We start from the raw sequence: 20080 nt of genomic DNA on the forward strand, positions 1-20080 counted from the left end.
TCAAGATATCAAGACTCTGAACAGCCTGAAATCCGATAATATCTATGAAAATCAAACTCTCATCATTTCCGCTGAGCCCCAGGCACCACAGACGACCACTTACACCGTAGTCAAAGGCGACGCTCTCATTAAAATCGCCAACCGCTATAACGTTACGGTCGGTGACCTGAAGCAATGGAACAACTTGGATAGCAATATCATTTATGTTGGACAAGTCCTGAAGGTTTCGGCTCCGAACCAAACAACAGAGGCACCGAAGCCAGCCACACCAGCACCGGCACCAGTGCCGCAGCCGTCCACCACCACAACTAGCGAATATACCGTTAAGAGTGGCGATAGCTTGAGTAAAATTGGTGTGCAATTCGGCATGACGGTTGCACAGTTAAAAACATTGAATAACTTGAAATCTGACATGATTTATATCGGGCAAAAACTAAAGGTCACAGGGGCGCAAACGTCCACAACGACACCACCGGCAACGAAGCCAGCCACACCAGCACCAACGACACCTGCTCCATCAACAGTATCCGAGTATACTGTCATAAGTGGTGATACGCTTGGAAAAATTGCCGGGCAGTTTAACATGACAGTTCAGAATTTGAAGTCGCTAAATGGGTTAACCTCCGACAGGATTTATGTCGGGCAAAAGCTGAAGGTATCGGGCCAGCAGCCTAGTACCACAACACAACAGCCAAGCGATTATGCGGCAAAGATGATTTCGACTGCGAAAAGTTTGATTGGTACGCCTTATGTATGGGGAGGCAGCTCTCTTTCCGGATTTGACTGCAGCGGATTCATCTATTATGTGGCGAACCAGGCAGGCATAAAAATCGGCCGTTATTCCGCTGATGGATACTACAGCCGTGCTTACTATGTAACCCAGCCAAAACCAGGCGATCTCGTCTTTTTCGAAAATACATATAAGCCAGGAATCTCGCATATGGGAATCTACCTTGGCGACAACCAATTTATCCACGCAAGCGACAATGGCGTTGCCATTAGTAATTTAGGCAATACATATTGGAAACAGCATTTTGATGGATTTAAGAGGTTTTACTAACAGGAAAAGCACTTGGAAATTCCAAGTGTTTTTTATCGTTTGAATTTTTCAAACAAATACTGCACTCCATAGAGTAAATAGGCTTTATAATGCAGGTAAATAAAAAACTGAATATGATTTAACCGATTTAGCCTGGCGATTTTCATTTTTTTTAAAATATTAACGAAAAGAAAAGCAAAGAGTCCATCAGAAATCACGTTAAGCAGCACAAACTTTTTAAAGTTTCCGTATGAATATTTAAGTATCCACATAGACAACGGCATATATGGTCCAATGGTGAAAGGAAGCTCGTCCCTGAGGAAGGATTTTCGTTTTTCGTAAAACCTCCACCAATGCCGCTTGTGGCCATACATATGATTGAGGATCTCAAATAAAACGATAAAAACGCCGGCAAACGAATAACGTCTTATACTGCGTTTTCCGATAAATAACAACGATAACCATGGAATCAGAATGAACAATAGATTAAATATTTTGTGCCTCTTTGTTGCCATAAGCGATTTCACCCCAACCAACTGTTTATTCGCTATGCTTTTGTTATCCTATCCAAAAATGCCAAAATAATCCTTATAAAAATAAAAAGTTGCCCATTATAGGCAGCTTTATTTTTCTGAAATATAGGAAATAACTCTCTCCAAAACATCTAGCTGGTCTGAAACAAGGAAAGCAGGTAAAAGCATCATTGCCAGAAAAACCACAAGATTCGAACCAATCCCTATTTTTATAAAGCTTTTTGTAAACTTCATAATAGTCCCTTCTTATTTATAGTAATATTACATACTATGCTGATATATCGAAAGGGATTGGATGAGTTGCTCATAAAAATCAAAAAAGCCGTTTAGTTTTACTTTTTCTTTTTGAACGCTAATAAGGTAAGAATTATTGCCACAAAAACAAATATATAAATGGGAGTCATCCAGATGAAGTAAATAGAGCCGGGCATGGAATGACCAAATTTATCTTGGATAAATCCAGTATCAATAGCGATGGAATTCCAATGAATGCTAACCGGATTTTCAGCCATAACGGAGATTTTCTGAAGATATAATGTTCTGTCAGTCACTCGAAATACTACATATAGGAAGCTGACCATTAACAACATATTGGAGATTAATAATTTTTTCATAGTAATACCTCCTTCAAGTATTACATATGAAATTATTGGGACAAATAGTATCTCCGCAGATTAAGAAAAAATGCCAAGCCCCCATGAGAGCTTGGCGTTTAATAAAATTGACTAATCGGAATGACGGATCAAATACCGAAACCACCGAATAGTCCGAGTATTCTTAGGTAGCAAGCGGGCTCTGGTCTCTTTTTGTTTTAGTCAGATAAATAACCAAACATAGAATCACCACAAGGAAGATAATGCTTGTTCCTGTTGTCCCTAAACCAAGGCCGCCATTATGACGTGATTGCGATAGATAGTCACCCACGGATGCCCCAAAAGGACGGGTTAAAATGTAGGCGATCCAGAATGCGAGGACCGAATTCAATTTGAAAAGATAGTGAGCAATGGTTACAATTCCAATTACGGCAGCAAACATGAGTGCAGAATTTAAATAACCCAGGTTGAGGCCTTCAGAAATCCAGTCACCAGCTGCTGTTCCCAGTGCAAAGGTAAACAGAATGGCCAACCAATAAAATGCTTCTCTTTTAGCAGTATAGATTGAATGGATGGACAATGTTCTTTCACTTATATACCATGTCAAAAAAGAGAAGGCCATTAATACAAAAAAGATTGCGGTTGTGATATTTAACGGCACCCCTAAATTATCAGCAAGATTATCCGAACCCAGTGTTCCAACAACACTTATTAAAACTACAGCAAGCCAGTAAATGCTTGGTACGTACCTTTTTGTCCTAAACTGGAAGCACAGGGCTATGATTAAGAGAACGCTCATGAAAATGGTGGTGTTCGTAAGCCCGAAATTTAAGTTATCATTTAAAAAGTCAGCAGCCGTTTCCCCAACTGTTGTCGCCATAATCTTAATAATCCAAAAGAATATGGTAACTTGAGGAACCTTGCTTAACATGTTTTGTCTGTTTGTTTGAATCAAGTTTTCAGCCAAAGAACCCATCTCCTCTTCTAAATAATAATCTACCATTCATCCATCCTTACACAAGACATCCCCCGGCCTTCTAGTTCTTTAAAGACGTCCTTTAATGCATGGATGGTATTCATCGGAGCATCTTCATCCGCCCCAGGGGTTTCTCCACAATCATGCAGAAGGATGACATCCCCTTTTTTAATATTCTGCAACAGTCTGTTTTTCACTTTTTCACTGCCGCCTTTACTGCGCCAATCCTCTGCCATTACCGACCAGTGGATGATCTTGTACTTTTTCATTAAAAGAAAATCCAATAACGTTAATAAGCCCCATGGAGGACGATAGTAGATTGGGCGTTCTCCTGTGATTCTCTCAATAATCGACGCAGTTTTGCTTAAATGTCTTCGAAGCGTCCATGGAGCCAGAACCCAATTGGATTTGTGGACGTAGTTATGCATGCCGATTAGATGTCCCTCGTTATGCATTCTTGTGATTAACTCTGGGTATTTTTCCGCTTTAGAACCCACTACAAAAAAGGTTGCTTTTATCTTATTTATTTTTAACAAATCCAATAGCTGCGGCGTATAGATTGGATTTGGACCGTCATCAAAAGTAAAGGCTATTTTTTCAGAAGAAGCTTTCCGTTTTAAGGCCCCAATACCGAAACCGGCAGTGAGGATATAGGGAACCAGCCAGTACAATGCCAGCAATACCAACACAATCATAATAATCTTAACCATCTCCTGCACTCCCCTCTAATCCATTTTTTTGCGAAGGATGATGCTTAAAATCGATGACACAATAAAAAGGGCACCGCCAATCATAAACGGTAAGAATTTCCCATGACGCAATCCTGCAAATAAGCTGCTTACCGATATGGTATAAGGCAGGATTCCTAAAGCCGTCGTCCAGATAAAGGCCTTTCTGTTCGCTCCTAAGATACCTGCTGCATAGTTAATGAAATGATACGGAACTAACGGGACAAAGCGGATGATCAAAAGTCCGATATCTCCTTGTTTTTGGAGCCAGCGATCGATTTTTTCCAAATAGGGTTTGGCCAATGGTTCAATCAGCGGACGAGCAATCCATTTGGATAGTTGATACGCCAGAACTGCGCCGAGAATCCCGCCTATCCAGGAATAGAATCCACCGGCAACGGGACCGTATATTTCGATCAGAAATAGCGAGACAAATTCGCCTGGTGCAGGGATGACATTGACCACTGTTTGAATCATGATTCCTACTAAAATCCCGAGCACACCTAAATGCCGAATGGAATCCAGCCATATTTTGGCCGTACCTGTATGAAGTAAATATACGTAAAGTCCAGTTAGAAATAAGAAAATCAGCAAACTTCCAATCGATAGTGAGCGAGCTGCCGGTGACTTTTTAAACTTGTATGACTCGTACATAACATTCTCCATCTTTCACCTTCTCATTGACCCATCGACAAGATACGGGCCGTGACTGGCACCATGATCGGCACTTGCATCATTACTTCCACTGATGCGAAGGCTGATTCTTTGGGGTGGAATTGTTTTGAGTTCTCTTTCATTTGTTGAAGCAGATTTGTATTGCTCAGTATTTTGGCTAATTGATTGGTTAAATCACGATCGGTTGTGGCTTGAATCGCTACCCCGGTTCGGACTAAAAACTTGGCGTTATCCTCTTCTTGACCAGGAATTGGTTTATAAAGGAGCATCGGCAATTCCATGGCAATCGCCTCAAATGTAGTGACTCCTCCGGGTTTTGTAATCATCAGGTCGGAAATGGCCATTAACTCGTGAACATAATTTATATATCCGGTGAGATGAATGCGATGTTTGGAATCCTTTAGCTTTTCTTTCAATTGCATGCGCAGTTTTTCATTATGGCCGCACACAATAATCAATTGGACAGGGTTTGGTAATTCTTCAAACCCTTTAATAGTGGAACTGCCATCCCCGATTAAGCCGCAGCCGCCTCCCATTACTAAAACAATTGGCATTTGGGGATCTAACCCATACTTCTCGCAAATATCCTCTCGTTGAAAGGATTGAGAAAATTGCTGGCGGATCGGAATTCCTGTATTGGCAATTCGATGCTCTTCTACCCCCATGTTCATCAGAGCATCACGGACGGCATTTGAGCCGACGATATATTGATCGGTAAAAGGATAAATCCAGCAGCTATGATCGGTATGATCCGTAATGGTTGTGACGGTCGGAACATTGGTTAAACCATAGGATTTCAACTTGGACATTACAGCGGCTGCTAATGGAAACGTACTAACGACGACCGAAGGCTGCACCTCTTCAATCAATTTTTGCATTCGTCCCAGCCCTGTAGACCAAACCGTCTTCATCATTTTTGAAAACCTGTTTGCTCTCCGTGTTTTTTGATAAATATAGCCATATACTTGAGGAAATTTTTTCACTCCTTGCAGATAAAGGAAACGGCTTACTTGATTTGAATACGGATGGACCCACTCCATAAAATCGAAAATTACCGGTTCTAGGGCAGGAAATCGAATTTGGATCGCTTCATGCATGGCATTGGCTACTTGAATATGACCATCTCCATAATTACCGGTTAAAATTAAAACTTTTTCTTTATTGACTACCTTCATCGATCTCCACTCCTTTAATTTGTTTCTATGACGTTTCTCTATGTGTTTCGGGTGCCCACATAAACCAGTGGGCCATCTCGATTAAAAATTCAGGGAAAATAAACATGCGGGGCCTTCGATTTGATAAACATAATTAATGAGAAAGCTTTCGAAGCCCATTCGCTCTCTTCCTGTATGTTACAAAAAACTTCTTAAGGAAAAATGCCATTCCATCTTAAGATTTTCTTAATACTAAAGGGAGAACTTCAGAAAAACTTCAGAAATTCTATTGTTTTTTCTTAAGAGGAGTAGAGTAAACTTTAGGCATTAGAAAGGAGAGGTTTAGATGTCACAAGAAACCATTCTAATCATTGATGATGAAAAGGAAATTCGTGATTTAATCGGGATTTATCTTACTAATGAGGGATATAACGTACTGAAAGCAGCAGACGGAATAGAGGGATTACAATACCTGGAGGAAAATACGGTTCATTTAGTGGTTTTAGACATTATGATGCCGCGCTTGGATGGCATTCAAGCCTGTTTAAAAATCAGGGAAAACAGAAATGTTCCTATTATTATGCTGTCTGCGAAATCGCAGGATATGGATAAGATCATGGGGTTAACCACCGGGGCGGATGATTATGTAACCAAACCGTTTCAGCCTTTGGAATTAGTGGCCAGAATCAAGTCACAGCTCCGTCGGTATCTCCGTTTAAATCAAACGGATCAGGCACCGCAGCAGCATCCTGTCGAACAGATGGATGTCATTACAATCGATGAGCTGTTCATCAACATTTCAACGCATGAGGTCATCGTTGAAGGGAAAGATATAAAGCTAACACCGCGGGAGTTTGCCATTTTAGAACTTTTGGCGCGGAACCCAGGTGTTGTGTTCAGCACGGAAAAAATCTATGAACGGGTATGGAATGAACCCTTTTATGAATCAGAAAACACGGTCATGGTTCATATCCGTAACTTGCGCGAGAAACTTGAGAATAGCCCGCGGAACCCTCGGTATATAAAAACCGTTTGGGGGGTCGGCTATAAAATTGAACAATGAGAAACGGCTTCCGGCTGGCAGCTATTTTAAAAAGCCGGTCCATCTAGTGAAGACAAGCATTCGCATTCAGGTGATTTTAGCCTTTGCATTTTGTATTCTCGTTTCCGTGCTTGTCGGATTTGCTTCAAGCCCCTTCTTTGTTAGTAAAGATAAGCGATTTGATTTTACAGAAGGAATTGTCACAATCGACGAAAGTGCACGAGAATTGGTTAGACAATTTAAGCAAATGAATCAAGATATTAACGGGCTTGTCATTGAAATGGGAGACGAGAACCCTGATTTTAAAAATAAGTTTCTCAACCGCACTGGGAGCGGTGATTGGCTATCTGTTCCAAACGGAAACACTTCGTCCTATCATTTGACCAAAGAGGAATTAATCGATTACTTAATCAATACGCCTAAACAACAAAACAACCTCAACGCAGTCATTACCGATTTGGATGGGAAGATATTATATAAATCAAATGGTGTGAGTGATACACAAGTAGACCTTCCACTTGAGATGAAAAATGCGAACAAGACTTTCATTGGTAAGGAACATGATGAGAATTCTACGGTTACAAGGCTTTATCCAATAACCCTTGATGGAAGTAAGAACTATATTATTGTAAACGGTATTCCTAAATCCACTGCTTATTATGAGGAAGAAACCGGTGTTACTCCCTATCTTCTTGGACTTGTTACGTTTATTCTTTGTTTTTATCTGATAACCAAACGAAAAATGAAAGAAATTGAGGAGCTCGCTTTAGGGCTTATGGAAATAGCGAAGGGAAATTTACATTATAGAATTAGGGAAAAAAGCAGTGATGAGCTTGGTTCTCTGGCCGCCAATATTAATTACATGGCTTTTGAATTAAACGAAATGATTGAAAGGCAAAGGCAAACGGAAAAATTAAAGGATGAGCTTATCACCAATGTTTCCCATGATTTACGCACACCCTTAACTTCTATCATGGGCTATTTAAGGCTGGTGAAGGATCATCAGTTCAAAAACAAAACGCAATTAGATGAATATGTGGATATTGCCTACGGAAAATCAGAGCAACTAAAAAAATTAATTGAGGATTTATTTGATTTTACCCGTTTGACTTATGAAGGTGTTCAGCTTAAAAAAGAAAAAGTCAGTCTAAACCAAATGCTAAGACAGCTCCTAGATGAACTGGATCCTATCGCAAAAGATAACCATGTCAGCTTTATGACCGATCTGCCAAAGGAACAAATCATGCTGGCGGTCGATCCGAATCAAATGGTTCGGGCCTTGGAAAATGTGCTTACCAACGCCATCAAGTATAGTACCCCGCCTGGTGACATTCATGTCAGCTTAATTCATAACAAACATGCAGTTCAACTTTCGGTATCCAATCCGTGTCAAACCCTCTCTGAAGAAGAGGTTGCTAGATTATTTGACCGTTTTTATCGAGTCGATCCTTCACGTTCCTCTAACAAATCCGGGGCAGGATTAGGATTAGCCATCACCAAAAGTATCATTGAATTGCATCATGGAACCATTGATGTCAGTTACAAAAATCATATTATTTCACTATCGATTACACTGCCAATACATGATTAAAAAACAACAGGCCCCATGGTTAACCAACCATGGAGCCTGACTTTTACACGGTCTTTACTTCGAAACAGTTGGTGAATCTGGAATGGAGCAAGTACTGCTGCAGGATTTATTCAGCTCACAAGCCGCACATTTCCCTTGCTTGCTTTTTTTAATATGACGGGCCATCATCCAGCCTGCATATCCAAATATAACGAGGCCAATCAATATATTTACGAACATGTATCAAGCCTTCTTTCTTAAAAGAATAGACCACCAATTTGATAGATTAATATCGAAATGAAATAGGCAATGAGCAAGGCATAGATAATGGAAATATAAGTCCACTTTTTAGACGCCGTTTCTTTTCTAATCGTCGCTACTGTCGCTAAGCATGGTACATATAACAGGACAAACGCCATGAAGCTTAAGGCAGAAAGTGCTGAATAATGAGTGCTTAATACGCCTTGAAGCGACGTTGCATTCGGAACCTGATAGATAATATTCATGGTAGCCACGACCACTTCTTTTGCTAGAAAGCCAGTTAACAAGGAAGCGCCCGCTTGCCAGGTTCCAAACCCTAATGGTTGAAAAATTGGCGCCAAGACACCGCCAATCATGGCAAGGAAGCTATCGTCCATTTCCACATTTAATCCATGCGGACCTGCATAGGTCAGCAGCCAAATGAAAACGGATCCTCCAAAAATAAACGTTCCCGCTTTTCGGATAAAGCCTTTCCCTTTTTCCCATGTACTTCTCCATAAGGTTAACGCTTGAGGAACCCGGTATGGAGGAAGCTCAATCACAAACACACTTTTTTCTCCTTTTAACAATAAAAAGGAAAACACTCGCGCCACGATCATGGCTACAACAATACCAAGGACATATAGTGATAAAACCACTAACGCTTGATATTTTACAAAGAAGGCACCAACGAATAAAGCATATACCGGAAGACGTGCGGAGCACGACATTAATGGCGTCAATAATATCGTTAACAATCTTTCCTTCGGCTGTTCGATGGTCCGCGCTGCCATTACACCGGGAACATTGCATCCGAAGCCGATAATCATTGGGATGAACGCTTTCCCGTTAAGACCGATCGATTCCATTACGCGGTCCATCACCATGGCAACCCTGGCCATATAGCCGGAATCCTCAAGGAATGAGATAAAGAAAAACATGATAAAGATTTGCGGGACAAATACGAGCACCCCGCCAACCCCTGCGACAATTCCATCCAGTACCAAATCCTTAATAAAACTAGAAGCGCCAATGGCGGTCAGTCCTTTAGCCAGCCCCTCTGACAACGGACCAGAGAAAAAGCCGTCTAATAGATCCGCCAGCGGTGTGCCTAGCCAATCAAATGTCAGCATGAACATCACATACATAAACGCTAGGAATATTGGCAGGCCAAGGAATTTGTTTGTGACGATGCGATCAATGAATTCCGTCGCCGTTGTTTTATTTAACGAGGTAACCGTTGTGACTTGGTCTAAAATACTGGTAACCTTTTGGTCACGAACATTGTAGATATATTGTCTAATAGAGGGTGCAAGACCAAGCTTTACGAGGTCTTCTTCTGTCTCCCTCTTTATTTGATCAAGCTTATCTTTATTTTCGATATGTTGATCAAAATATGTTTTTACTCGTTTATTTCCTTCTAAAAATTGAATCGCCATCCATCTTCTATTCAAGATTGAATCGTTTGGAAGAATGTTGATGATTTGTTCGATTGCTTTTTCTAAGAATCCATAATCCACATTGAAAGCAGGGGTCTGGATTTCCTTTTTCGGATTGGTAATCAGTTCCTTCGATAGTAGGTCACAGCCCTTACCGGACCTGGCAATAATCGGAACAATGCTGACACCTAATAAGTCTTCTAGTTTCTTCTCATCTATTCTCATGCCTCTCGTTTTGGCGACATCGATCATATTGAGACCCACTAATAGAGGCTTGCCAAATTCGATTAATTGAATGGTTAGCTGCAGATTTCGTTTTAGCTGGGAAGCATCTACAATATTCAATATTTTTTCGAATTCCTCTGTTAATAGAAACTCCGTCACCACTTCTTCATCCCTGGAAAGTGGATTTAAGGAATATACTCCAGGCAAATCGATTAGCAGCCCGTTTTGGTTCCGAAGCTTGCCAACCTTTTTTTCAACGGTTACACCGCTCCAGTTTCCCACATATTCATAGGAGCCTGTTAAATTATTAAAAAGTGATGTTTTCCCTGTGTTAGGATTTCCAAATAAGGCAAACTGAGACATTCGTTATCTCACTCCTATACATGATGCTTCTCTACGGCGTAGACTGAGACATTGTCCACATACTTCAACCATTACAGGCCCGCCAAAAGGCATTGTCCGTTTTAAACAGACTTCAACTCCTTCGACGAGACCCATATCGATTAAACGTTGTTGAACTAAATCATTTATTTTTGAAATATCTGATACAATCGCTTTTGTTCCTTGCTTTAAATCCGTTAGATTCACCGCAAAGCCTCCTAGTGTTAACACAACTAATAATGATAATTATTCTCATTAAATTATATCACATCTAACAAAGATAGATATGAAATTTATGTGAAATTTTTTGGTCTTCCATTAGGCAAAAAAGCCAGTCCCCCTTCGTGCAGAGACTGGCTTTTTCTTTAGCTTTCTATTCCTATTTCACTCGAATTCTTCTCCAAAAGTTTCAGAGCTGTGGAAGATATTTTTTTATAATCTTTTTCTAACCATACATTAATGTTAGGCTCATAATCTTTATTAAAAAGGCTAGAAGACAAATTCTTAATTATGTTGAAAGAAGCATACGGATGGGGAAAATCAGGGTCATTTTTTGCATCGTTCAGGAATTTCTCTAGAATTAAATGGTTTTTGGAATAAATAAGTTCTACTAGTTTTGCCCGATATTCTAATTCATAGGACTTCAAACCAGGAAAGTATTTGTAATCATATAAATGCTGCGCTTCGTGTTTTAAATAGGATACCTGAAATTGGTCGTCATCTAAGTCTTTATAACGTTTTATATTACAATACAAACCATCTTCGTTTGCCCATCCACCAACAGATCTATTGTTAAAAGTTGCGTAACCCATCCAGCCTTCAAGTATAAAATCTGACATCAGATGTACAGATACTGGAATTGATTGCTGAGGTATTTCAACATTAAAATGAACTGTTTCCGTACAGTTCCAAATATATGCCCCTCTAAATGGAGGAGTCACTCCACCCAAGAATGAATAACCTTTTTCATTAAAAATTTTAGCCAACTCATTTTCAGTTTCATCGATGTTTAAAGGAGCCTCAATTTGTAAATACCTTCTTAAACTGTTATTCAGATTTAACTCAGCATCATTTATCACGTCTGCATTTGTTAATACTGTTCGAAAATAATCATGATAAGCTGATACTACATCTCTAATCCAACTATCATCCGTCAAAATATTTTCCTCTGATTTTTGAGAAAAAAATCGCTCTATATACATCTGCTGTAATTTTTCAATTTCTTTTGTTTTTGGCTGAATGGAATTTAGGTATTCCATTGCTGCATTTATATCACCTTGAAGACACAGTGAAAAAAATCTATCCATTTATTTCTCCCCTTTTAAAGTAAAGCATTCTTCAATAGTATACTTCATAGTTAATACCATAAAATAATCTCAAGTTAGCTGAAAGGGATTTTACGGAAATCACAGAATTCTTACAAAGTGTGCATTGTAGATTAGGGATTAAAATCGAAAATTATTCCAAAGGGGCACGTGTTAATGGAATCGGAACACATCACTAAATTGACCGCTGCTGAAGTTGCACAAATATGGTCCGCCTATATGAACTCCAGCATGTGTAAATGTTTGTTTACATACTTCTTAGAAACAGTGGAAGATCATCAAATACGCTCGGTTATTCAACATGGATTAGAATTAGCGGAAACTCATTTAGACAAATTGTCAGCGTTTTTTCAAAAAGAGGGGTATCCAATACCCTGTGGTTTTAATGTAGAAGAAGATGTAAATATGGCCGCTCCAAGATTATTTTCAGATAGTTTCATGATGCATTTAGTTCATAATATGACTGTAATGGCATTTAGTTTTTATGCTATTGCCAAAACATTTGCTGTTCGTTCAGATATTGATGAGTATTTTGCTGAATGCGTTAAGGAACTGAATGAATTTGATACGAATTCGAAAAATCTTTTGTTATCAAAAGGCTTATACATTCGGTCTCCTTATTTAGTTCCATCAAATGAGGTGCACTTTGTTAAAAGTCCAAATTTTATGTCAGGATTATTAGGGAATAAAAGACCCTTAACAGCCATTGAAATTACAAATTTGTTTGCAAACTTACAAAAAAACACTTTGGGTCATGCAGTAATGATGGCATGGAGTCAGGTTGCTCAGTCAAAAGAAGTAAAGAAATTTATGGTAAGGGGAAAGGAAATTGCTTTGAAACATTCCAAAGTATTTGGTTCCGTGTTAGAAAAAGATCATTTACCTGTTCTAATGTCTTTTGATACTGAAGTAACGGACTCAAAAGCGGCTCCCATTTCAGATAAAATGATGATGTTTATGGCCACTACTTTATCTGCATTAAGTATAGGATTATATGGAACAAGTATGGCAACTAGTGCAAGAAAAGACTTGGCTCTCGATTACGTTCGCTTATCCGCAGAAATCGCTTCTTTTGCTGAAGACGGAGCCAAAATAATGATTGATAATGGCTGGCTGGAGGAACCTCCCCTAGCTGTAGACCGTGATAAACTAGCGAATTAATACGAAAAGATAAAATTTTGGGATTAAATATTGTTCCTACTCTTATGACAAACTAATGGAGACTAAAAAAGGAGGAGGAACATGGGTAATAAGTTTGAAAAGAACACATTAAGGATCCTATTTATCCTTGGCATCGGTGCCTTTTTTAATCTAATTAGAAAGCCGCCGATGAAAGAATGGATTATCATTTTTTTGTTAAAGAGTTACATTGCTTCGATTTTAGACAATATTCTTGTAAAAAAAGGTTATTTTAGATACCCAGTTAATTTATTTAAAATCTTCGACATAAGTGCTTTGTTTAGTTATTTACTTTTTCCTATCACTTGTATTTATTTCAACCAAATTACTAAGGATTCAAATGTTAAAGGGATACTTTTTAAGTGTTTATTATTTAGTCTTCCTTCTGCTGTGGTTGAACANNCCTCTGTACATAGCTTTTTTTCAATCGCCTTTACGTTCCTATTCGTGAGATTTCTAATGACATTAATTAGAACAGCTGCTCAGAGACAAAGAGGATGACCTTCATTGTTTCTGAGTTCTTTTATAGCATCGCCGTAAATATAGTTAGGGATTTTACTCTGCATAGGATAAAACTAGTTCATATGAAAAACTTTTAATTTACTCCAATTCGATTTCCAATTCTTTTTGGCAATGCGGTCTTCGTAAATCTCCATTCTTTCTTTTGTCTCTGTAAAAAAAGGAGTCGGCCTTACTTCTAGATTGATTACATCTCTAATTCCCCAGGGGGCAGCTAATATCACATTTCCCCTTTCATCTAATTTTACGCCTAGAGCTGTCGCTGTTTCTGGAAACTTAGATATGGCATCCACAGAAGAAGTATAGGGTGGCAAATTGCTTTTAATGTGCATTCTTGCTTCATTTTTTACCGACCAGGGAATGGTGGGATTAAGGGATTTAAGTTTTTCTTCCAGTTTCTTTTCCTCGAATTCATCGATATTACTTGGTTCGAAATAAATGACATCAATATCTGGGATCGGTGTTCTTTCACAGAAATCATGTAGTGTGTCCCATATTTTTGAACGAACAAAGCCGGCACAAACCCACCAATCGGGCAAGTTCAATGAACTTGCTGATTTTAATATTTCCATCATCGATAAATCTTCCTTAATAAGCGAAAGAATTTGTTCTTCATTTTTCACTGAAATATTACTCCTTAAAATCAAAGATTTTTATTATCACCAACACAATCATTACACCCCAAATCAAAACAATTATGGAACCGGCAATCCAATTCTTTGGTTTCGTGCCTTTCATCCTTTCTTCTGCCTTAGCTTCACAGTCAGACAAGACATTCTTAGGTATCATCTTTAACGCAAGCCAAATCCCTAACGGAAGAAGAATGACATCATCCAGGTAGCCCAGAATAGGGATAAAATCTGGAATGAGGTCAATCGGACTGAACGCATAAGCTACAACACATGCAGTAAACAATTTAGCATACCAAGGTACTCGTTTATCTTTACAAGCATAGTACAGAATGAATATCTGTTTTTTTAAATTTCTCGCCCAAATCTTGATCTTATTAAACATCTAATCACCCGTAACCGTAATTTCTTGATTTTATTATAACTACATTCCCGTTATGTAAAAAAGAAAAGGCGCCATATTGGCAGCCTGCGCCACGCTTAATTAATTTCTTTTTTGCAACGATTTAACGGCTAAATGTTCTTCCTCTTTTTTTACATAGATATCATATTGCGTATTATCCTTAAATTGGTTAGTTCGATTATCAAAGCTGTATGGCGTTACCGTTTTATACTTTATTCCTTCCGTTTTTAATTTTGCAATTATCCTGAAGTATTCCTCATTGCCAAAAGCAGTGTAGATTAATTTCCAGTTCCTATATAAGAAGGTTCGAATGATTGAAGTAAGTATGATTACTAAAGCGATCAACCCAATCGCAATATATATCTCCATTTCTGGCCTCCCTGAACTTTTCATTTTTAACATTATATTTCTGTAGATATTATGTAATTCCTTCCTCTATTTACCTTCAACTTTTCAGCTTAAATGAAAAAAAAGACCATCGTCACCGATGGTCTTCCTTTATACTCGCTTTACTCCAATATATCTAGCATGCCAATATGGGTTGCTTGTGTAGGTGATAATGACCCCTTTTGAGGATGATGCCATAATCATTTTTCCGTATCCGATATAGATGGCAACATGGGTTGGGGCACTTGCTTTGGTTGGTCCATAGAATAGTAAATCGCCTATTTGCAAATTAGATGGTCGATATCCGTTTCCATAGTACATTTGGGCTGCCGTGCGATTTAGGGTTCTTCCTGCTTTTCCGTAAGAATACTTTACAAGACCTGAACAGTCAAAACCGCTTGGCGACATTCCGCCCCATCGGTATGGAACTCCAATATTCGATTTCGCAATCGAAATCGCTGCTGTATGATAATTATATGCTGCTTCCGCTTTTTCACCCTTGGCGGCGAACAAAGAGCCACAAGAAGCTAAAATAGTAAAGGCTACGATGAATTTCTTTAGCATGGTTGTTACCTCCTAGTGTGAGTTGATACGTTCACTATACTAGAAAGGTATGACAGACCCATCACAACAAGATGATAATTTCATTACAAAGTTATTCTAATATAATTTCAGTGCAATTATATCCTTTTTGCTAACTACTGCTTTCATCCTGCTCACAATCCTTATTCCTAAACAATGAATTCCCCGTGCCATTATTTTCGATGTCCTGATTCCCATTATTGCAAGCAAAATTCTCAACAACTTCATTATCATTGGAGTCTAAAGCAATTCCATCATTATCGTTTTCATTCGCTCTATTCCTAATGATAAAATTGTTGTTTTGATTAACATGAATTCCATCTTTCTCATTATTCGAGGTACGATTTTCTTCAATATAATTAAATCCTTGAGTTGGAACATTGGCTGGAGAAATAATCGAAATGCCACTTTCTGCGTTCCAAAAACTTATATTCAACTGATAAAGCGAGCTAAAAGGATTATTTACTTTTATTCCATTCCCTTTTGATCTTGTAATATTATTTTCAATGATGGACATGGTTCCATTATTTAGAGATATTCCATCACTGCCAGTATGCTGAATTTCATTTTGCAATATTAACCCCGAAAAAGCCTGCTCGGCTGAAACAATTCCATTTTGTCCTGCCTTTTGTATCTTATTTTGAATGATAGAATTGAAAGGATTAGCTGGAATAGTAGATTGAGTAACATTTATATTTATGCCATTCTTTCCAACGTCTTTTATCTCATTTTGAATCATGACATTGATGTTAGGATCCGTAATATTGATTCCGTTTTGACCAATATTCGTTATTTTATTTTTTTTAAATAAGTGTGTAGCACCATTCGTAAAGACAACGCTTTGGTTAATGAAGATACCATCATTTTTGATATTCCTAATCACATTCTCTAAGCAATAAGCAAAATCGCAAAATTCTATTGATATTCCACTCTGAATGTAATTTTGGATAGTAAAACCTTTTATTTCAATACCAGAGGCTAAGTTTGCGGAGGATTGGCCCACTCTAAATCCAAAAGGCAATAAATGATTTCCATCAAGAGTGGCTCCTCTCTCCCCGATAATCGCTAAACCTCTATTAAATACGTTTACACTTTCATGGTACGTTCCTTTTTTTATAAGGACTAAATCACCTGGCTGTGCTGCTGTTATCGCTGCTTGAATCGTAGGAAAATCTCTAGGAACCACGATTATACTCATGTATCTGTACCTCCCAAATTAGTTAATGCTATTGGTATGCATGTCCATTGCAATTTGAAAGGTACAAGGGTTTAAAAGGAATCATTATTTTTTGTTGCAAATACAACAAAGTTAGGTTACATTTAATACATGCCCATTTTATTGCATTTGCAACATATATTTCGAAAAAAGGAGTTACTTATGAAGGAAATTCTCCGTGAAATTGGAATGATCGCAAGGGCTCTAGATTCAATAAGTAATATAGAATTTAAAGAATATGACCTGACAAAAGGGCAGTATTTGTACTTGGTGCGAATCTGTGAAAACCCAGGAATCATTCAAGAAAAGTTAGCTGAGATGATAAAAGTAGATCGAACAACAGCCGCTCGTGCTGTAAAAAAACTTGAAATGAATGGCTTTATTGAAAAGAAAGACGATCAACATAACAAAAAAATTAACAAGCTCTTTCCAACAGAGAAAGGGAAACATGTTTATCCATTTATTAAAAGAGAAAATGATTACTCCAATATCGTGGCCTTAGAGGGATTATCCGAAGGGGAAATAGAATCCATTTTCAATCTTCTTCAAAAAGTAAGAAAGAATATAGAAAAAGACTGGGAATATGTAAAAAAGGGAAACAAGAGAAATTATTGATCTATAGAGGAGCGACAACTATAAATGACTATAAATGTAAAACAGTGTACCCTTGAAGATTCACGCAAGTTGCAAGAAATTAGTTCTGAAACATTTTATGAGACATTTAAGGAGCAGAATTCAGCTGAAAATATGAATGCCTATTTGGAAAAGGCCTTTAACTTACCACAATTAGAAAAAGAATTATCCAATAATTCTTCGCAATTCTTTTTTGTTTATTATGATAATGAAGTTGCTGGATATTTAAAGGTCAATACCAATGATGCTCAGTCTGAAGAAATGGGTGAGGAGTCACTAGAAGTCGAGAGGATTTATGTAAAGAAGGAATTTCAAAAGCACGGGCTCGGTAAATATCTGTTTAATAAAGCTGTGGAAATTGCGATAGAAGGTAATAAAAAGAAAATCTGGCTAGGCGTATGGGAAAATAATGAAAATGCGATTGCTTTTTATAAAAAAATGGGGTTTGTTCAAACGGGAGCCCACTCTTTTTATATGGGCGATGATGAACAAATAGACTTTATCATGACCAAAACACTCGTATAAAGGAACGGAACAAGAGCTGCCATATTGGTAGCTCTTGTTCAGATTGGATATTTTCAAACTCAATTATCTCCATCCTAAGCCATTCGTTTTTCCACACCAATCGATTATTTTCGGGGAAATTCCTTGTGTGCTATATTAATTAATCGTTTGATTAAAACCATGAATACCCGCGGTATAGAGGGCTTTAAGCAATGAAAACCTATCGAAAAATGTTTAAGAAATACCAGAAAAAACCGCATCAACCTTGTAAAAAAGACTAATTTATAAAAAAATGACAGAATTCAATAAGATTCCCGATTCTTCGCCTTTAATCAGACGTTTAATTGACTTGTACTTCTACCCGCATCCATACTCACTTCTTCTCTCAAAATACGTTAGAAGAATGTCGAAGGAAATGACCTTCTATCTTTATTTCAGACTTTAATCAGGGAGCTGTAGCGGCACTTCTCGTGGTACAATGAAATAACTTATTTCTTATATAAATTAAACTATTTACATCAAGAGGAGATGTTTACGTTGGCAACAGCGCCCCAACCAATGATCAAAAATGAAGAACCTCTTTTTCGTCGAGCTGTTTATACTTTCTCTGGAGCACACTTTTTGAATGATTTAGTGACTACAGGAATGGTTCCAGCTTTAGTGGTATTATACAAAAATTTTTTTCATTTGAATTATACCCAGTCTACTTTAGTGGTTTTACTGTCGTATTTAACATCATCCGTATCACAGCCTCTTTTCGGAATGTTAGCGGATCGAAAACCTAGAGTTTGGTTGTTTCCAGCAGGCGTTTTTTGTTCCATTATGGGTCTAGCCTTAACTGGTCTTGCACCATCACTTACATGGCTGCTATTTTTTATTTCTATTTCAGGACTTGGTTCCGGTGCCTTTCATCCCGAAGCTTCTCGTGGAACTCATCTTGCTGCCGGTTCTAAAAAGGGATTGGCTCAAGCCATTTTTCAAGTAGGAGGTAATTCTGGACAAGCCTTCGGTCCTTTGTTGGTTTCCATTTATGTCACACATTCGGGAATCCACGGACTCCTTTGGCTCATCCCTGTCGCCATCCTTTCTATCTTTTTGACTGGACAAATACTTCCATGGTTAGGACAAAAATTACAGTCATCCAATGTTATTCGTAAAAAGGAATTAAAAGGAACCAACAATATAATGGGAGCAACCATACTTTGTGGCGTCATCATTTTACGTTCATGGTGCCAAATAGGGGTTGTCATCTTTTTGCCTTTCTATTTGCATGATTTATCCATCCAACAGTCCGAAATACTTAGTTTTGTCTTTGTTGGCGCAGGAGCACTTGGTACTTTTATTGGTGGGATTTGGTCGGACAAAATAGGGATGAAACGTTTACTTGTCACCTCTATGTTACTTGCTACGCCTTTTGCCATTATTTTTCCCTATTTACATGGGGTATTTTCCATTATAGATTTGTTATTTTTCGGATTTTGCGTTCTTTCCTCTTTTTCAGTAAGTGTTGTTTATATGCAACACATGTTACCTAAAAATATTGGGTTGGCTTCTGGTCTTTCGATTGGATTCGGTGTAGGAGCTGGTGGGATTGGTTCTGTCTTCATGGGTGGCATTTCAGATGTCTTTGGCGTAGCTACCGTTTTTACGATCCTTTCCCTACTGCCATTAGCTGGTTCCATTCTTGCCTTCTTTTTGCCTAATGATAGGTTGGAAAATCAATGAAATATTACGTTCTTTAAAAATATTTATCACACATTTAGAGAACCCTCAGATCAGATTCCTAATTTTAAAAGCGTGGATTTTATCCACGCTTTTATTTTTTGTTCTATATTTTTGGTTCTGTTAAAGAGCAGTGTTGATATTTGCACTTGGAAATTTCCTTTCAAAAAAAATGATACTGGATTTTTTCATAAGTTATTTCCCCTCTATTTCAAAGACTAAACAAAATCCTCCTCAATTTAAAGATGACATATATTCAAATGCTGTTGTACCATATACACTTTTAAAATGTTTATTTAAATGGGATAAATCAACAAAACCGCAATCAGCTACTACCGAATATAAATCTCCGTTTTTTTCTATTAATTGCTTTGCACGTTCTATCT

Annotated in this window: 24 protein-coding genes and 1 pseudogene; 8 read left to right on the forward strand and 17 right to left on the reverse strand. The window is 38.0% G+C overall.

The window, feature by feature from the left end:
- Positions 1-184 precede the first annotated feature (184 nt).
- On the forward strand, positions 185-1060 hold the full coding sequence (locus V7161_RS26420; protein WP_420491672.1) for a C40 family peptidase: 876 nt from the start codon (positions 185-187) through the stop codon (positions 1058-1060).
- A gap of 32 nt (positions 1061-1092) precedes the next feature.
- Here V7161_RS26420 and V7161_RS26425 read toward each other — a convergent pair whose 3' ends face one another.
- From V7161_RS26425 to V7161_RS26455, 7 genes are all read right to left on the reverse strand, one after another.
- Positions 1093-1554, reverse strand: a complete 462-nt coding sequence (locus tag V7161_RS26425) for a hypothetical protein (RefSeq protein ID WP_335715784.1) — start codon at positions 1552-1554, stop codon at positions 1093-1095.
- A gap of 108 nt (positions 1555-1662) precedes the next feature.
- A complete protein-coding gene (locus tag V7161_RS26430) occupies positions 1663-1806 on the reverse strand; it encodes a hypothetical protein (RefSeq protein ID WP_335715785.1) in 144 nt (47 codons plus the stop codon).
- A 98-nt stretch (positions 1807-1904) separates the two neighbouring features.
- Positions 1905-2186, reverse strand: coding sequence for a hypothetical protein (locus tag V7161_RS26435; RefSeq protein ID WP_335715786.1), 282 nt, complete (start codon positions 2184-2186; stop codon positions 1905-1907).
- Positions 2187-2349: 163 nt separating this feature from the next.
- On the reverse strand, positions 2350-3141 hold the full coding sequence (locus V7161_RS26440) for a COG4705 family protein (protein ID WP_335715803.1): 792 nt from the start codon (positions 3139-3141) through the stop codon (positions 2350-2352).
- Between the two features lie 20 nt (positions 3142-3161).
- Positions 3162-3851 (reverse strand): polysaccharide deacetylase family protein, encoded by a 690-nt coding sequence (locus V7161_RS26445; protein ID WP_335715787.1) that lies wholly within the window; start codon positions 3849-3851, stop codon positions 3162-3164.
- Between the two features lie 15 nt (positions 3852-3866).
- Complete coding sequence (locus V7161_RS26450; protein WP_335715788.1) at positions 3867-4535, reverse strand: TVP38/TMEM64 family protein; 669 nt, start codon at positions 4533-4535, stop codon at positions 3867-3869.
- Positions 4536-4546: 11 nt separating this feature from the next.
- Positions 4547-5719 (reverse strand): MGDG synthase family glycosyltransferase, encoded by a 1173-nt coding sequence (locus V7161_RS26455; protein WP_335715789.1) that lies wholly within the window; start codon positions 5717-5719, stop codon positions 4547-4549.
- Between the two features lie 325 nt (positions 5720-6044).
- Between V7161_RS26455 and V7161_RS26460 the strand changes: the two genes are divergently transcribed.
- Complete coding sequence (locus V7161_RS26460; RefSeq protein WP_335715790.1) at positions 6045-6761, forward strand: response regulator transcription factor; 717 nt, start codon at positions 6045-6047, stop codon at positions 6759-6761.
- Entirely contained in the window at positions 6751-8331 is a 1581-nt protein-coding gene (locus V7161_RS26465) for a HAMP domain-containing sensor histidine kinase (RefSeq protein ID WP_335715791.1), read from the forward strand. Before V7161_RS26460 ends, V7161_RS26465 begins: the two co-directional genes overlap by 11 nt.
- 54 nt (positions 8332-8385) lie before the next feature.
- Here the strand turns inward: V7161_RS26465 and V7161_RS26470 are convergent, their stop codons facing one another.
- The 4 genes from V7161_RS26470 to V7161_RS26485 all read right to left on the reverse strand — a co-directional run bounded on the left by V7161_RS26470 (position 8386) and on the right by V7161_RS26485 (position 11902).
- On the reverse strand, positions 8386-8550 hold the full coding sequence (locus tag V7161_RS26470) for a FeoB-associated Cys-rich membrane protein (RefSeq protein ID WP_335715792.1): 165 nt from the start codon (positions 8548-8550) through the stop codon (positions 8386-8388).
- A 17-nt stretch (positions 8551-8567) separates the two neighbouring features.
- Positions 8568-10577, reverse strand: a complete 2010-nt coding sequence (feoB, locus tag V7161_RS26475) for a ferrous iron transport protein B (protein ID WP_335715793.1) — start codon at positions 10575-10577, stop codon at positions 8568-8570.
- A gap of 3 nt (positions 10578-10580) precedes the next feature.
- Positions 10581-10802: a FeoA family protein gene (locus V7161_RS26480; protein ID WP_289988616.1), complete on the reverse strand. Its 222-nt coding sequence runs from the start codon at positions 10800-10802 to the stop codon at positions 10581-10583.
- A 158-nt stretch (positions 10803-10960) separates the two neighbouring features.
- On the reverse strand, positions 10961-11902 hold the full coding sequence (locus V7161_RS26485; RefSeq protein ID WP_335715794.1) for a hypothetical protein: 942 nt from the start codon (positions 11900-11902) through the stop codon (positions 10961-10963).
- 174 nt (positions 11903-12076) lie between these two features.
- On the opposite strand from V7161_RS26485, the gene V7161_RS26490 reads away from it, so the two are divergent.
- Complete coding sequence (locus V7161_RS26490; protein ID WP_335715795.1) at positions 12077-13081, forward strand: DUF3231 family protein; 1005 nt, start codon at positions 12077-12079, stop codon at positions 13079-13081.
- 168 nt (positions 13082-13249) lie between these two features.
- Positions 13250-13600 (forward strand): CBO0543 family protein, encoded by a 351-nt coding sequence (locus V7161_RS26495; protein ID WP_438825808.1) that lies wholly within the window; start codon positions 13250-13252, stop codon positions 13598-13600.
- A 74-nt stretch (positions 13601-13674) separates the two neighbouring features.
- On the opposite strand, the gene V7161_RS26500 is transcribed toward V7161_RS26495, so the two are convergent.
- The 5 genes from V7161_RS26500 to V7161_RS26520 form a co-directional block, all read right to left on the reverse strand.
- Complete coding sequence (locus V7161_RS26500) at positions 13675-14193, reverse strand: nucleotidyltransferase family protein (protein ID WP_420491673.1); 519 nt, start codon at positions 14191-14193, stop codon at positions 13675-13677.
- 55 nt (positions 14194-14248) lie between these two features.
- Positions 14249-14632, reverse strand: a complete 384-nt coding sequence (locus tag V7161_RS26505; RefSeq protein WP_335715797.1) for a YkvA family protein — start codon at positions 14630-14632, stop codon at positions 14249-14251.
- 99 nt (positions 14633-14731) lie between these two features.
- Positions 14732-15019, reverse strand: coding sequence for a hypothetical protein (locus V7161_RS26510; RefSeq protein ID WP_335715798.1), 288 nt, complete (start codon positions 15017-15019; stop codon positions 14732-14734).
- A gap of 129 nt (positions 15020-15148) precedes the next feature.
- Positions 15149-15601, reverse strand: coding sequence for a C40 family peptidase (locus V7161_RS26515; protein WP_289988611.1), 453 nt, complete (start codon positions 15599-15601; stop codon positions 15149-15151).
- Between the two features lie 130 nt (positions 15602-15731).
- Positions 15732-16817: a right-handed parallel beta-helix repeat-containing protein gene (locus tag V7161_RS26520; RefSeq protein WP_335715799.1), complete on the reverse strand. Its 1086-nt coding sequence runs from the start codon at positions 16815-16817 to the stop codon at positions 15732-15734.
- A 180-nt stretch (positions 16818-16997) separates the two neighbouring features.
- Between V7161_RS26520 and V7161_RS26525 the strand changes: the two genes are divergently transcribed.
- The 3 genes from V7161_RS26525 (at position 16998) to V7161_RS26535 (ending at position 19697) form a co-directional block, all read left to right on the forward strand.
- The gene (locus V7161_RS26525) at positions 16998-17450 is read left to right on the forward strand and encodes a MarR family winged helix-turn-helix transcriptional regulator (protein WP_223594611.1); all 453 of its coding nucleotides are present in this window, start codon (positions 16998-17000) and stop codon (positions 17448-17450) included.
- Between the two features lie 24 nt (positions 17451-17474).
- A complete protein-coding gene (locus V7161_RS26530; protein WP_335715800.1) occupies positions 17475-17993 on the forward strand; it encodes a GNAT family N-acetyltransferase in 519 nt (172 codons plus the stop codon).
- A 537-nt stretch (positions 17994-18530) separates the two neighbouring features.
- Complete coding sequence (locus V7161_RS26535; protein ID WP_420491674.1) at positions 18531-19697, forward strand: MFS transporter; 1167 nt, start codon at positions 18531-18533, stop codon at positions 19695-19697.
- Between the two features lie 231 nt (positions 19698-19928).
- Here V7161_RS26535 and V7161_RS26540 read toward each other — a convergent pair.
- A pseudogene (locus V7161_RS26540) lies at positions 19929-20080 on the reverse strand (AraC family transcriptional regulator); the annotation flags it as partial.

The sequence above is a fragment of the Neobacillus drentensis genome (assembly GCF_036965425.1).
In the GTDB taxonomy this organism is placed as follows: Bacteria; Bacillota; Bacilli; order Bacillales; family Cytobacillaceae; genus Neobacillus; species Neobacillus drentensis_F.